The sequence below is a fragment of the Pseudomonas sp. Z1-29 genome (assembly GCF_051131995.1).
GTDB lineage: Bacteria > Pseudomonadota > Gammaproteobacteria > Pseudomonadales > Pseudomonadaceae > Aquipseudomonas.
The window spans coordinates 23,413-36,713 of the sequence record NZ_CP071645.1 but is presented as its reverse complement, the minus strand read 5'-3'; the positions used below and the strand labels follow the sequence as shown (position 1 = coordinate 36,713).

11 protein-coding genes and 1 pseudogene are annotated in these 13,301 nt (G+C 58.6%); all 12 read left to right on the top strand.

Annotated elements, in window-relative coordinates:
• The first annotated feature begins 34 nt into the window (after positions 1–34).
• The 12 genes and pseudogenes from J3P84_RS00160 (at position 35) to J3P84_RS00105 (ending at position 13,275) form a co-directional block, all read left to right on the top strand.
• Complete coding sequence (locus tag J3P84_RS00160) at positions 35–505, top strand: F0F1 ATP synthase subunit B (protein WP_047230097.1); 471 nt, start codon at positions 35–37, stop codon at positions 503–505.
• Positions 506–517: 12 nt separating this feature from the next.
• Positions 518–1,062, top strand: a pseudogene (locus tag J3P84_RS00155) (F0F1 ATP synthase subunit delta).
• 21 nt (positions 1,063–1,083) lie between these two features.
• Entirely contained in the window at positions 1,084–2,628 is a 1,545-nt protein-coding gene (atpA, locus tag J3P84_RS00150) for a F0F1 ATP synthase subunit alpha (RefSeq protein WP_434570698.1), read from the top strand.
• Positions 2,629–2,678: 50 nt separating this feature from the next.
• Complete coding sequence (gene atpG, locus J3P84_RS00145) at positions 2,679–3,539, top strand: F0F1 ATP synthase subunit gamma (protein ID WP_186611299.1); 861 nt, start codon at positions 2,679–2,681, stop codon at positions 3,537–3,539.
• A gap of 27 nt (positions 3,540–3,566) precedes the next feature.
• Positions 3,567–4,943 carry a F0F1 ATP synthase subunit beta gene (atpD, locus tag J3P84_RS00140; RefSeq protein WP_186611300.1) on the top strand — a complete coding sequence of 459 codons (1,377 nt, stop codon included), beginning with the start codon at positions 3,567–3,569 and terminating at the stop codon, positions 4,941–4,943.
• 45 nt (positions 4,944–4,988) lie between these two features.
• On the top strand, positions 4,989–5,414 hold the full coding sequence (locus J3P84_RS00135; protein WP_434626886.1) for a F0F1 ATP synthase subunit epsilon: 426 nt from the start codon (positions 4,989–4,991) through the stop codon (positions 5,412–5,414).
• A gap of 115 nt (positions 5,415–5,529) precedes the next feature.
• Positions 5,530–6,897: a bifunctional UDP-N-acetylglucosamine diphosphorylase/glucosamine-1-phosphate N-acetyltransferase GlmU gene (gene glmU / locus J3P84_RS00130; protein WP_434626884.1), complete on the top strand. Its 1,368-nt coding sequence runs from the start codon at positions 5,530–5,532 to the stop codon at positions 6,895–6,897.
• A gap of 207 nt (positions 6,898–7,104) precedes the next feature.
• Entirely contained in the window at positions 7,105–7,881 is a 777-nt protein-coding gene (locus tag J3P84_RS00125) for a DeoR/GlpR family DNA-binding transcription regulator (RefSeq protein WP_434626882.1), read from the top strand.
• Position 7,882: 1 nt separating this feature from the next.
• Positions 7,883–9,715, top strand: a complete 1,833-nt coding sequence (gene glmS, locus J3P84_RS00120; protein ID WP_434626880.1) for a glutamine--fructose-6-phosphate transaminase (isomerizing) — start codon at positions 7,883–7,885, stop codon at positions 9,713–9,715.
• A gap of 508 nt (positions 9,716–10,223) precedes the next feature.
• Complete coding sequence (locus tag J3P84_RS00115; protein WP_434570689.1) at positions 10,224–11,195, top strand: tripartite tricarboxylate transporter substrate binding protein; 972 nt, start codon at positions 10,224–10,226, stop codon at positions 11,193–11,195.
• A 76-nt stretch (positions 11,196–11,271) separates the two neighbouring features.
• Positions 11,272–11,745 carry a tripartite tricarboxylate transporter TctB family protein gene (locus tag J3P84_RS00110; RefSeq protein WP_434626878.1) on the top strand — a complete coding sequence of 158 codons (474 nt, stop codon included), beginning with the start codon at positions 11,272–11,274 and terminating at the stop codon, positions 11,743–11,745.
• A 9-nt stretch (positions 11,746–11,754) separates the two neighbouring features.
• Positions 11,755–13,275: a tripartite tricarboxylate transporter permease gene (locus J3P84_RS00105; protein WP_305497735.1), complete on the top strand. Its 1,521-nt coding sequence runs from the start codon at positions 11,755–11,757 to the stop codon at positions 13,273–13,275.
• The last annotated feature ends 26 nt before the right edge of the window (positions 13,276–13,301 follow it).

The window sequence follows — 13,301 nt, the reverse complement described above, 5'->3', positions numbered from 1 at the left end:
GGTGTGATGGACAACGTAACTGCGAGGTGTTGGCGTGAACATTAATGCGACCCTGATTGGCCAGTCCGTTGCGTTCCTGATTTTTGTACTGTTCTGCATGAAGTTCGTATGGCCTCCGGTCATTGCGGCATTGCACGAACGTCAAAAGAAGATCGCTGATGGTCTGGACGCTGCCAGCCGAGCAGCTCGCGACCTGGAGTTGGCCCATGAGAAAGTGGGTCAGCAACTGCGCGAAGCGAAAGCTCAGGCAGCTGAAATCATCGAGCAAGCCAAGAAACGCGGTACGCAGATTGTCGACGAAGCCCGTGAACAGGCTCGCGTCGAAGCTGACCGTGTGAAGGCTCAGGCTCAAGCCGAGATCGAACAGGAACTCAACAGTGTCAAAGACGCGCTGCGTGCCCAAGTGGGTGCCCTGGCCGTTGGCGGTGCTTCGAAGATCCTGGGTGCCACAATCGATCAAAACGCGCACGCAGAGCTGGTAAACAAACTGGCTGCTGAAATCTAAGCGAGGGCGATCATGGCAGAACTGACCACGTTGGCCCGACCTTACGCTAAGGCGGCCTTCGAGCACGCTCAGGCCCACCAGCAACTGGCCAATTGGTCAGCCATGCTCGGCCTGGCAGCAGCGGTGTCGCAAGACGACACCATGCAGCGCGTGCTCAAGGCCTCAAGGCCCCGCGACTGACGAGCGCAGAAAAGGCCGCCACGTTCATTGACGTGTGCGGCGACAAGTTCGATGCCAAGGCACAGAATTTCATTCACGTTGTAGCCGAAAACGACCGTCTCCCGCTTCTGCCGGAGATCGCCGCTCTTTTCGACCTGTACAAGGCCGAGCAAGAGAAATCGGTAGACGTGGAAGTGACCAGTGCTTTTGCATTGAACCAAGAACAGCAAGACAAACTCGCCAAGGTTCTCAGTGCACGACTCAACCGGGAAGTGCGCCTGCAAGTCGAGGAAGACAAATCCCTGATAGGGGGCGTTGTCATCCGCGCCGGCGACCTGGTTATCGATGGCTCGATTCGCGGCAAAATCGCGAAACTTGCCGAAGCATTGAAATCTTGAGTTTGAAGGGGCAGCAGAGCAATGCAGCAACTCAATCCTTCCGAAATAAGTGAAATTATCAAGGGCCGCATCGACAAGCTCGATGTGACCTCCCAAGCCCGTAACGAAGGCACTGTCGTCAGCGTATCTGACGGCATCGTGCGGATTCACGGTCTGGCCGACGTCATGTACGGCGAGATGATCGAGTTTCCGGGCGGCGTCTACGGTATGGCCCTCAACCTGGAGCAAGACTCTGTAGGTGCCGTGGTATTGGGCGCTTACACGACGCTGGCTGAAGGCATGAGCGCCAAGTGCACCGGCCGCATCCTCGAGGTTCCAGTCGGTAAGGAACTGCTGGGTCGCGTAGTCGACGCACTGGGTAATCCTGTTGACGGCAAAGGTCCGCTGAACAACACCGAGACCGATGCGGTCGAGAAAGTTGCTCCAGGCGTGATCTGGCGTAAGTCGGTAGACCAGCCTGTACAGACTGGCTACAAGGCTGTCGATGCCATGATCCCTGTCGGCCGTGGCCAGCGTGAGCTGATCATCGGTGACCGTCAGATCGGTAAAACCGCTCTGGCGATCGACGCGATCATCAACCAGAAGAACAGCGGCATTTTCTGCGTCTACGTCGCCATCGGTCAGAAGCAATCGACCATCGCCAACGTGGTTCGCAAGCTGGAAGAAAACGGCGCCCTGGCCAACACGATCATCGTGGCGGCCAGTGCTTCGGAATCTCCTGCGCTGCAGTTCCTGGCTCCGTACTCCGGTTGCACCATGGGCGAGTACTTCCGCGACCGCGGTGAAGACGCGCTGATCGTTTATGACGATCTGTCCAAGCAAGCAGTGGCTTACCGCCAGATTTCCCTGCTGCTGCGCCGTCCACCAGGCCGTGAAGCCTACCCAGGCGACGTGTTCTATCTCCACTCCCGTCTGTTGGAGCGCGCATCCCGCGTCTCGGAAGACTACGTAGAGAAGTTCACCAACGGCGCAGTGACTGGCAAGACCGGTTCCCTGACCGCACTGCCGATCATCGAAACCCAGGCTGGCGACGTTTCCGCGTTCGTTCCGACCAACGTGATCTCCATCACCGACGGTCAGATCTTCCTGGAATCGGCCATGTTCAACTCGGGCATCCGTCCTGCTGTGAACGCCGGTGTTTCGGTATCCCGTGTGGGTGGTGCCGCTCAGACCAAGATTATCAAGAAGCTCTCCGGTGGTATCCGTACCGCTCTGGCTCAGTACCGTGAACTGGCAGCATTCGCCCAGTTCGCTTCTGACCTGGACGAAGCGACCCGTAAGCAACTTGAGCATGGTCAGCGCGTTACCGAGCTGATGAAGCAGAAGCAATACGCTCCTATGTCGATCGCTGACATGGCGTTGTCGCTGTATGCCGCTGAACGTGGGTTCCTGACTGACGTCGAAATCGCCAAGGTCGGCAGCTTTGAACAAGCGCTGATTGCTTACTTCAACCGAGATCACGCCGATTTGATGGCGAAGATCAACGTGAAGGGTGACTTCAATGACGAAATCGACGCTGGCATGAAAGCCGGCATCGAGAAGTTCAAGGCCACCCAAACCTGGTAAGCCGCAGCGGGAGTCGCAAGGCTCCCGCTTGCTAACCTGATAGGTGTTACATGGCAGGCGCAAAAGAGATTCGCAGTAAGATTGCGAGCATCAAAAGCACGCAAAAGATTACCAGCGCCATGGAAAAAGTGGCGGTCAGTAAAATGCGCAAGGCACAAATGCGCATGGCTGCTAGCCGTCCTTACGCGGAGCGCATCCGCCAGGTGATTGGTCATCTGGCCAACGCCAACCCGGAATATCGCCACCCGTTCATGATCGACCGCGCCGTCAAGCGCGTCGGTTACGTTGTGGTGAGCAGTGACCGTGGTCTGTGCGGTGGCTTGAACACCAACCTGTTCAAGGCCCTGGTCAAGGACATGGCGGTAAACCGCGAACAAGGCGTCGAGATCGATCTGTGCGTGATTGGTAGCAAGGGTGCGGCATTCTTCCGCAACTTCGGCGGTAACGTCGTCGCCGCTATCAGCCACCTGGGTGAAGAGCCGTCGATCAATGACCTGATCGGCAGCGTCAAGGTGATGCTGGATGCTTACCTGGAAGGCCGGATTGACCGCCTGTCCGTGGTATCCAACAAGTTCATCAATACCATGACGCAACAGCCAACCGTGGAGCAATTGATCCCACTGGTGGCGACCCCGGAACAGGAACTCAAGCACCACTGGGACTACCTCTACGAACCCGATGCCAAGGAGCTGCTTGACGGCTTGATGGTCCGCTACGTGGAGTCGCAGGTGTACCAGGCGGTGGTCGAGAACAACGCAGCTGAACAAGCGGCGCGGATGATCGCGATGAAAAACGCTACCGACAACGCCGGTGATTTGATCAGCGATTTGCAGCTGATCTACAACAAGGCGCGTCAGGCTGCGATCACCCAAGAGATCTCGGAAATCGTCGGCGGCGCTGCCGCGGTTTAACGGTTCAAATATTCAGAGGATCCAGCTATGAGTAGCGGACGTATCGTTCAAATCATCGGCGCCGTTATCGACGTGGAATTCCCACGCGACAGCGTACCGAGCATCTACAACGCGCTGAAAGTACAAGGCGCGGAAACCACCCTGGAAGTTCAGCAGCAGCTGGGCGACGGCGTGGTTCGTACCATTGCGATGGGTTCCACCGAAGGCTTGAAGCGCGGTCTGGACGTTATCGACTCTGGCGCTGCCATCTCCGTACCGGTCGGTAAAGCGACCCTGGGCCGGATCATGGACGTACTGGGCAATCCGATCGACGAAGCTGGCCCGATCGATACCGACGAGCGCTGGGGCATTCACCGTCCTGCGCCATCCTTCGCTGAACAGGCAGGCGGCAACGACCTGCTGGAAACCGGCATCAAGGTTATCGACCTGGTTTGCCCGTTCGCCAAGGGCGGTAAAGTCGGTCTGTTCGGTGGTGCCGGTGTAGGCAAGACCGTAAACATGATGGAACTGATCCGTAACATCGCCATCGAGCACAGCGGTTATTCCGTGTTCGCCGGTGTGGGTGAGCGTACTCGTGAGGGTAACGACTTCTACCACGAGATGAAGGATTCCAACGTTCTGGACAAAGTGGCACTGGTCTACGGTCAGATGAACGAGCCGCCGGGAAACCGTCTGCGCGTAGCCTTGACCGGCCTGACCATGGCCGAGAAGTTCCGTGACGAAGGTAACGACGTTCTGCTGTTCGTCGACAACATCTACCGTTACACCCTGGCCGGTACTGAAGTATCCGCACTGCTGGGCCGTATGCCTTCGGCAGTAGGTTACCAGCCGACCCTGGCTGAAGAGATGGGCGTTCTGCAAGAACGTATCACTTCGACCAAGGAAGGTTCGATCACTTCGATCCAAGCGGTATACGTACCTGCGGATGACTTGACCGACCCGTCGCCAGCGACCACCTTCGCCCACTTGGACGCCACCGTCGTACTGTCCCGTGACATCGCTTCCCTGGGTATTTACCCAGCGGTCGATCCACTCGACTCGACTTCGCGCCAGCTGGACCCGAACGTGATCGGCCAGGAGCACTACGACACCGCTCGCGGCGTCCAGTACGTGCTGCAGCGCTACAAAGAGCTGAAGGACATCATTGCGATCCTGGGTATGGACGAGCTGTCGGAAACCGACAAGCAGTTGGTATCCCGCGCTCGTAAGATCCAGCGCTTCTTGTCGCAGCCGTTCTTCGTGGCTGAAGTCTTCACCGGTGCCTCGGGTAAATACGTTTCCCTGAAGGACACCATTGCTGGCTTCAAAGGCATCCTCAACGGTGACTACGACCACCTGCCAGAACAAGCGTTCTACATGGTCGGCGGCATCGAAGAAGCGATCGAGAAAGCCAAGAAACTGTAATCCCGGCGCCCGGCAACGGGCGCTAATTTAGGTTGAGGCAATCAGATGGCTATGACAGTCCATTGCGATATCGTCAGTGCGGAAGGGGAAATCTTCTCCGGTCTGGTCGAGTTTGTGGTTGCGCACGGTGATCTGGGTGATCTTGGTATCACCATGGGCCACGCACCGCTGATCACCAGCTTGAAGCCAGGTCCGATTACTCTGACCAAGCAGGGCGGGGACAAGGAGGTGTTCTACATCTCCGGTGGTTTCCTCGAGGTTCAGCCGAACATGGTCAAGGTCCTTGCCGATACCGTGCAACGTGCCGCCGACCTGGACGAAGCCTCCGCTCAGGAAGCCGTCAAGGCTGCCGAGAAGGCCCTGAACGAAAAAGGCGCAGACTTCGATTACGGTTCTGCTGCTGCACGTCTGGCCGAGGCCGCAGCTCAGCTGCGCACCGTCCAGCAGATCCGCAAGAAGTTCGGCGGCTAAGCCGTCCGCTTCGTGTGCGATTGATTAAAAAGGGTAGCCTCGGCTACCCTTTTTTCTTTTCCCGACAATCATCATCTGGTCGCAGCCGCTGACCACCCAGGATTGGTAGCCAGTCATGTCTCTCGAAATCGTTATTCTCGCGGCCGGTCAAGGCACCCGCATGCGCTCGGCGCTGCCCAAGGTGCTGCACCCGGTAGCCGGCAACTCCATGCTCGGACATGTTATCCACAGCGCGCGACAACTTGATCCACAGCGTATCCATGTGGTGATCGGTCACGGAGCCGATGCGGTACGTGAGCGCCTGGCGGCGGATGATCTGAATTTCGTGCTGCAGGACAAACAACTCGGTACAGGTCACGCCGTGGCCCAGGCCGTGCCATTCATCACCGCCGATACGGTGTTGATTCTCTACGGTGATGTGCCGCTGATCGAAGTCGATACGCTGCAACGCCTGCTCAAGCACGTCGCGCCGCGTCAATTGGGCCTGCTCACCGTCGAGCTGGATGATCCGACCGGCTACGGCCGCATCGTACGCAACGCCGACGGCCAGGTGACTGCCATCGTCGAGCAGAAAGACGCCAATGACGCCCAGCGCGCCATCACCGAAGGCAACACCGGGATTCTTGCCGTTCCCGCCGAGCGCCTGGGGGACTGGATGAGCCGCTTGTCCAACAACAACGCCCAAGGCGAGTACTACCTCACCGACGTGATCGCCATGGCCGTTGCCGATGGACTGGCGGTCGCCACCGAACAGCCCTTGGACGCGATGGAAGTGCAGGGCGCCAACGATCGCCGGCAACTGGCCGAACTCGAACGCCATTACCAGCTGCGCACCGCCCGCCGCTTGATGGCCCAAGGCGTGACCCTGCGCGACCCTGCCCGTTTTGACGTCCGTGGTGAAGTCAGCGTCGGCCGCGACGTGGTCATCGATATCAACGTCATCCTCGAAGGCAAAGTCGTCATCGAAGACGACGTGGTCATTGGTCCGAACTGCGTCATCAAGGACAGTACCCTGCGCAAAGGCGTGGTAATCAAGGCCAACAGTCATCTCGAAGGCGCGGTGATGGGCGAGGGTAGCGACGCCGGCCCGTTTGCTCGCCTGCGCCCGGGCACGGTGCTGGAAGCCCGCGCTCATGTGGGTAACTTCGTGGAACTTAAAAACGCTCATATGGGCGAAGGTGCCAAGGCCGGGCACCTGACCTATCTGGGCGACGCCGAAATCGGCGCGCGCACCAATATCGGCGCTGGGACCATCACCTGCAACTACGATGGCGCCAACAAGTGGAAAACCGTGTTGGGCGAGGATGTATTCATCGGTTCGAACAACTCCCTGGTAGCACCTGTGGATATCTCCAACGGTGCGACCACGGCGGCCGGCTCGACTCTAACCCAGAATGTGGATAACGGCCAGCTGGCGGTGGGGCGTGCACGTCAGCGCAACATCGACGGCTGGAAGCGTCCGGAAAAGATCAAGAAGCCTTAAAGTTACCCACACCCTCTCCTGTGGGAGCGAGCCTGCTCGCGAAGCGGTATCAGACAGCGCTGCTCTGACTGACCTACCGCATTCGCGAGCAGGCTCGCTCCCACAGTTGTCCGCTGATTTCTGAATTTTTCTCCCTGCGTCTTGACGATATCGCCTCAATAGGTTTTGATTGCTTACGTTATCTTTCGAATCGAAACTTAAGCAGCCATGTCCAAGCGCAATACACCACAACGCCGCCACAACATTCTCGCTTTGCTCCAGGAGCAGGGCGAGGTGAGCGTGGATGAGCTGGCCAAGCGCTTCGAAACCTCGGAAGTTACGATTCGCAAGGATCTCGCCGCGTTGGAGACCAATGGCCTGTTACTGCGCCGCTACGGTGGCGCGGTGCCGATGCCGCAGGAACTGGTCGCCGACAGTGCGCAAAGCGTTTCCAAATACAAACAAGCCATCGCCTGTGCCGCCGTGAAGCGGATCCGCGAGCATGCGCGCATCATCATTGACAGCGGCAGTACCACGGCGGCGATGATTCCCGAGCTTGGCCAGCAACCGGGGCTGGTGGTCATGACCAATTCCCTGCACGTGGCCAACGCGCTGAGCGAGCTGGAGCATGAGCCCGTGCTGCTGATGACCGGTGGTACCTGGGATCCTCATTCCGAGTCGTTCCAGGGCCAGGTCGCCGAGCAGGTGCTGCGCTCCTATGACTTCGACCAGCTGTTCATCGGCGCCGACGGCATCGATCTGGTTCGAGGTACCACCACTTTCAACGAACTGTTGGGCCTGAGCCGTGTGATGGCCGAGGTTGCCCGCGAAGTGATTGTGATGGTGGAGGCCGACAAGATCGGCCGCAAGATCCCCAATCTGGAACTGCCGTGGAGCAGCGTCCATACCCTCATTACCGATGATCGCCTGCCCGTGGAGGCACGCGACCAGATTCAGGCCCGCGGCATCAATCTGATCTGCGCACCTGTCAGCCAGGAGAAATAACATGTGTGGAATTGTCGGTGCCGTTGCTGAACGCAACATCACGGCCATCTTGCTTGAAGGCCTCAAGCGTCTTGAATATCGCGGCTACGACAGTGCCGGCGTGGCGGTCTTCACCAACGACGAGAAGCTTGAGCGCGTGCGTCGTCCGGGCAAGGTCAGTGAACTGGAACGGGCGCTGGACGCCGAGCCGCTGATCGGTCGCCTGGGCATCGCCCATACCCGTTGGGCCACCCATGGTGCGCCGTGCGAGCGTAACGCCCATCCACATTTCTCCGGCGACCTGGCGGTGGTGCACAACGGCATCATCGAAAACTATGAGGCGTTGCGCGAACAGCTCAAGGCGCTTGGTTATGTCTTTACTTCGGACACCGACACCGAAGTCATTGCCCATTTGCTCACCCACAAGCTCAAGGACCTGGCTGACATGACCGTGGCGCTCAAGGCCACGGTCAAGGAACTGCATGGTGCCTATGGCCTGGCGGTAATCAGCGCGAAACAACCGGATCGGCTGGTGGCGGCCCGCAGTGGCAGCCCGCTGGTGATTGGCCTGGGCCTGGGGGAAAACTTCCTGGCTTCCGACCAGTTGGCGCTGCGTCAGGTGACTGACCGCTTCATGTATCTGGAAGAGGGCGATATCGCCGAGATTCGCCGTGACAGCTTGCAAGTCTGGAACCTTGAGGGGAAAGAAGTCGAGCGCGAGGTGGTCCAGTATCGTGACGGTGCCGAAGCCGCTGACAAAGGTGAGTTCCGCCATTACATGCTCAAGGAAATCCACGAGCAACCGGCCGTTGTGCAGCGCACGCTTGAAGGCCGCCTGAGTCACGAGCAGGTGCTGGTTCAGGCCTTTGGTCCGCAGGCCGCCGAGTTGTTCGCCAAGGTGCGCAACGTGCAGATCGTGGCGTGTGGCACCAGCTATCACGCCGGCATGGTCGCCCGTTACTGGCTCGAAGAGCTGGCGGGTATCCCGTGCCAGGTCGAAGTTGCCAGCGAGTTCCGCTATCGCAAGGTAGTCGTGCAGCCGGACACTCTGTTCGTGACTATTTCCCAGTCCGGCGAAACCGCAGACACCCTGGCAGCGCTGCGTAACGCCAAGGAACTGGGCTTTCTCGCCAGCCTGGCGATCTGCAACGTCGGCATCAGCTCGCTGGTGCGCGAATCCGACCTGACCCTGCTGACCCAGGCTGGTCGCGAGATCGGCGTGGCGTCGACCAAAGCGTTCACCACGCAACTGGTCGGCCTGCTGCTGCTAACCCTGTCCCTGGGGCAGGTACGCGGTACGCTCGCAGAGGGCGTCGAGGCCAAACTGGTGGAAGAGCTGCGCCGCCTGCCGGCCCGCCTGGGTGAAGCCTTGGCAATGGACAGCACGGTGGAAAAAATTGCCGAACTGTTCGCCGAGAAGAATCACACCTTGTTCCTAGGCCGTGGTGCGCAATTCCCAGTGGCGATGGAAGGGGCCTTGAAGCTCAAGGAAATCTCCTACATTCACGCCGAAGCCTACCCGGCCGGCGAACTCAAGCACGGCCCGTTGGCGCTTGTGGATAACGACATGCCGGTGGTCACCGTGGCGCCGAACAACGAGCTGCTGGAAAAGCTCAAGTCCAACCTGCAGGAAGTGCGCGCCCGTGGCGGCCAGTTGGTAGTCTTCGCCGATGAGAAGGCTGGCATGACCAACGGTGAGGGCACCCACGTGGTGCATATGCCGCACATCCACGACATCCTTTCGCCGATCCTTTACACCATCCCGCTGCAACTGCTGTCGTACTACGTCGCCGTGCTCAAGGGCACCGACGTGGACCAGCCGCGTAACCTGGCGAAATCGGTCACGGTCGAGTAAGGCTGGAGCACGGGTAACGGAGTCGGCCGGTCGGCTCTGATCCGAAACGCAAAAAAAACCAACCCCCTGAAATTCAGGGGGTTTTTTATTGAGGCAACTAAATTTCAGTCCGGATTTGTGCAAGGACGGCGATTCGATCTCCTCGGGACCATCCTCCCTGTTCGTCGTATTCACGGTAAGCCCCTGAACAACTGCGTTGACAACGTGGAGCATAGGTGATGATATCAAGTCATACGACAACGTATGACGTCAAAATAATAAAAACGAAAGGCGCAGCCATGTTTTCTCCATTTGCCGCCCAGCGCACATGTAGTCCCTCGGTCCCACGCGTTATCGCCGTGCGCCAGCTACCTTCCCGAAAAGCTCTTTTCGCGCTCGCCAGTGCAATCGAATTCCCCGATCTCAACGTCCAAGCAGTCTTGCCTTCCCGCCAGGCATCAGCGCTGGGCGTGTCCGTTTCTCGCTCAACCTCAATCCCACAATGAATGGCAGCACCCGGAGAACAATAATGAAGAAAACACTCTGCGCCTCTTTGATCGCCTCGTTTCTGAGCTTGGCCGCTGGCACAGCGATGGCTGCCGATGCCAGCGATTGGCCAAGCCGTCCGGTACAGGTCGTGGTGATTGCCAACGCCGGTGGTGACACCGATTTCAACGCACGGATGATGGCCAAGTACTTCACCAAGGTCACTGGCAAGACCATGGTCGTCACCAACATGGCCGGTGGGGGCGGCACCATCGCCGCCGATGCGGTCAAGAGCGCAGCGCCGGATGGCAATACCATCCTCTTCACCCACACCGGCCAGTTGATCGTCAACGAAGTCGCGGGGCTGTCGGAGGACCGCTTTGATGCGTTCGATATTTCCTGCATCGCTGGCGTCGACAAAGGGGCGGTGTTCGTCTCGGCGAAAAGCTCGGGCATCGACAGCCTCGACCAACTGATTGAAAAAGCCAAGGCCAAGCCCGGCACCATCACTTACGGCACCGAGATGGGCAACTTCTCGCACTTGCAAGGTTTGATGTTCGAGAAGCTCGCCGGGGTGAAACTGAAAATGGTCGACAGCGGCACCGTCTCGGAAAAAATCGTTGCCTTGCTGGGCAAACGTATCGACCTCGGCGCCATCAGCTATGGCTCGGTCCAGGATTACATTTCCAGCGGCAAGATGACTGCCCTGGGCCAGCCGAACGCCGAACGCAACGCGCTGCTGGGTGACGTCAAGACCTTCAAGGAGCAAGGCGTGGACCTGGTCCTGGACAAGCCTTACGTCGTCGCCTTCCCGAAAGGCACGGACCCGGCCATCGTCAAGAAAATGGCCGACACCATGAAGAAGATCACCGAAGAGCCTGAATATGCCGAGGAGCTGAAGAAGTCCTTCAAGCAGCCGGTCAGCTTCCAGGGCCCCGAAGAAGCCGTCGCCACGTTGAATAAAACCCGGGACAGCTTCATGCAGTTCAAGGACGAGATGCGTAAAGCAAAATAATTTTGCGTAACGGCTCGGGTGTGAACCGCGTTGGCCAACACCCGAGAACCAGTCCTTTCCAGCAAGAGGAGCCTGTATGGATTCCTATAAAAGAAACGAGTTGATCGCCGGCCTGGCGATGCTCGGCGCCGGCATCGCTTACCTGATACTGACCATGAACCTGCCGCGTCGCGGGACGGTCGATGCCGCGTTTGTCCCTTGGGTACTCGCCGTCGCGCTGTGTCTGTTGGGCGCATTGCAATTGTGGGCGTGGCGCAAGCTGCCGGATAAAAGTGCCGAACCTTCGGAAAAGCCAGAGGCGATCGATTACCCAACGGTCATCAAATCCGTGGCCTTGGTGCTGCTTTACACAGCGCTGATGCAGCCGGTGGGTTTTCTAATCACGACTGCGCTCTATCTCTATGCCCAGTTCATCGTATTGACCCCGGCGGACGAAAAGGTCAAGCACCTGCGTTACACCCTGATCGCGGTCGTTTCGGCTGTGCTGATTTTTTACATCTTTCGTCATGGCTTCGACTTGCTCCTGCCTGTCGGTTTATTGGATTTCTAGGGGACGGCCATGATTGAGCTCATGCAAACAGGCTTCGCAGCCGTACTGACACCCTACGTCTTTCTCCTGATCACCCTCGGCGTTGCGGTGGGGATCGTTTTTGGAGCGGTGCCTGGTCTTTCGGCCACCATGGCGATCGCATTGTGCTTGCCGCTGACTTATTCGATGGGACCCGGTCCTGGCCTGGCGCTGCTGGTGGCGCTTTTCGTTGGCGCCACCTCGGGAGGGCTGATATCGGCGATATTGCTCAACATACCGGGAACGCCGGCCTCCATCGCGACGACGTTCGATGGCTGGCCGCTGATGAAACAAGGCCATGGCGTGAAGGCCCTTGGGATTGGCGTGGTGTTCTCGTTCCTCGGCACGATCTTCAGTATCGCCGCGCTGATGTTCATCGCCCCGATCCTGGCGGAACTGGCCCTGAGCTTTGGCCCGCACGAATACTTCTCCATCGCGATCTTTTCGCTGACGCTGATTGCCACGCTGTCCACCGGCTCGCTGGTCAAAGGCTTGTTTGCCGGTGCCTTGGGCTTTGCCTTTTCCACGGTGGGGATCGCTCCGGTCGAGGCTATTCGTCGCTTTACCTTTGACCTGCCGAGCCTCAATGGCGGCTTCGCCATGCTCACCGTGATGATCGGTATGTTTGCGGTCTCCGAGGTGCTGAAGTTCGCTGAAAGCGCGCGCCTGAGTCACCGGGCCAAACCCCAGCACGTCAGCATGAAAGGCGTTAAAGGTTTTGGTTTTTCGATGAAGGAATTTGTTGGCCAACTGCCCAACGCCACTCGATCATCCCTGATCGGCTTGGGCATCGGCATCTTGCCTGGCATCGGTGCCGGTACGTCGAATATCGTCTCTTACATTGTGGCGAAGAAACGCTCGAAGACACCGGAGGAGTTCGGCAAAGGCAAGATTGACGGCGTGGTCGCCAGCGAGACGGCAAACAACGCTGGCATCGGCGGCGCGATGATTCCTCTGTTGACGCTCGGCATTCCCGGCGATACCACTACGGCAGTGATGCTCGGTGGCTTCATGATCCACGGCATCCAGCCCGGACCGTTGCTGTTCATCAGCCAGGCACCGTTGGTCTATACGATATTCGCCGCGCTGATCCTCGCTTCCGTGCTGATGCTGGTGCTGGAATTCTACGGCCTGCGCATGTTCATCAAGTTGTTGGCGGTGCCCAAGCACATTCTGCTGCCGATCATCCTGGTGCTTTGCGTCGTCGGCGCCTTTGGCTTGAACAGCCGGATATTCGACGTCTGGGCGGTGCTGCTGTTTGGCTTGCTGGGGTATGGGTTCGTCAAGGCCGGTTTGCCGATTGCACCGTTCATCATCGGTTTCATCCTCGGTCCGATGGCTGAAACCAACTTGCGTCGCGGCTTGATGCTGTCCGATGGCAATTTCGGCGGCTTCCTGACCAATCCCATCTCGGCGGGCTTCCTCATCCTGGCCGCCGCGTCCATCTCCTGGCACCTGGTGACGGTCATTCGCAACCGCAAAAGTGCGGCCATTGAATTGATGCGCAGCTAGCCCATTGCATTCGCTGCTGTAACACG

What these genes read in the sequence shown, in the direction of transcription:
- J3P84_RS00115 (WP_434570689.1), top strand. Translation starts at nt 10,224, where the DNA reads ATGAAGAAAACACTCTGCGCCTCTTTGATCGCCTCGTTTCTGAGCTTG.
- J3P84_RS00125 (WP_434626882.1), top strand. Translation starts at nt 7,105, where the DNA reads ATGTCCAAGCGCAATACACCACAACGCCGCCACAACATTCTCGCTTTG.
- glmU (WP_434626884.1), top strand. Translation starts at nt 5,530, where the DNA reads ATGTCTCTCGAAATCGTTATTCTCGCGGCCGGTCAAGGCACCCGCATG.
- J3P84_RS00110 (WP_434626878.1), top strand. Translation starts at nt 11,272, where the DNA reads ATGGATTCCTATAAAAGAAACGAGTTGATCGCCGGCCTGGCGATGCTC.
- atpA (WP_434570698.1), top strand. Translation starts at nt 1,084, where the DNA reads ATGCAGCAACTCAATCCTTCCGAAATAAGTGAAATTATCAAGGGCCGC.
- J3P84_RS00105 (WP_305497735.1), top strand. Translation starts at nt 11,755, where the DNA reads ATGATTGAGCTCATGCAAACAGGCTTCGCAGCCGTACTGACACCCTAC.
- glmS (WP_434626880.1), top strand. Translation starts at nt 7,883, where the DNA reads ATGTGTGGAATTGTCGGTGCCGTTGCTGAACGCAACATCACGGCCATC.
- atpG (WP_186611299.1), top strand. Translation starts at nt 2,679, where the DNA reads ATGGCAGGCGCAAAAGAGATTCGCAGTAAGATTGCGAGCATCAAAAGC.
- J3P84_RS00135 (WP_434626886.1), top strand. Translation starts at nt 4,989, where the DNA reads ATGGCTATGACAGTCCATTGCGATATCGTCAGTGCGGAAGGGGAAATC.
- atpD (WP_186611300.1), top strand. Translation starts at nt 3,567, where the DNA reads ATGAGTAGCGGACGTATCGTTCAAATCATCGGCGCCGTTATCGACGTG.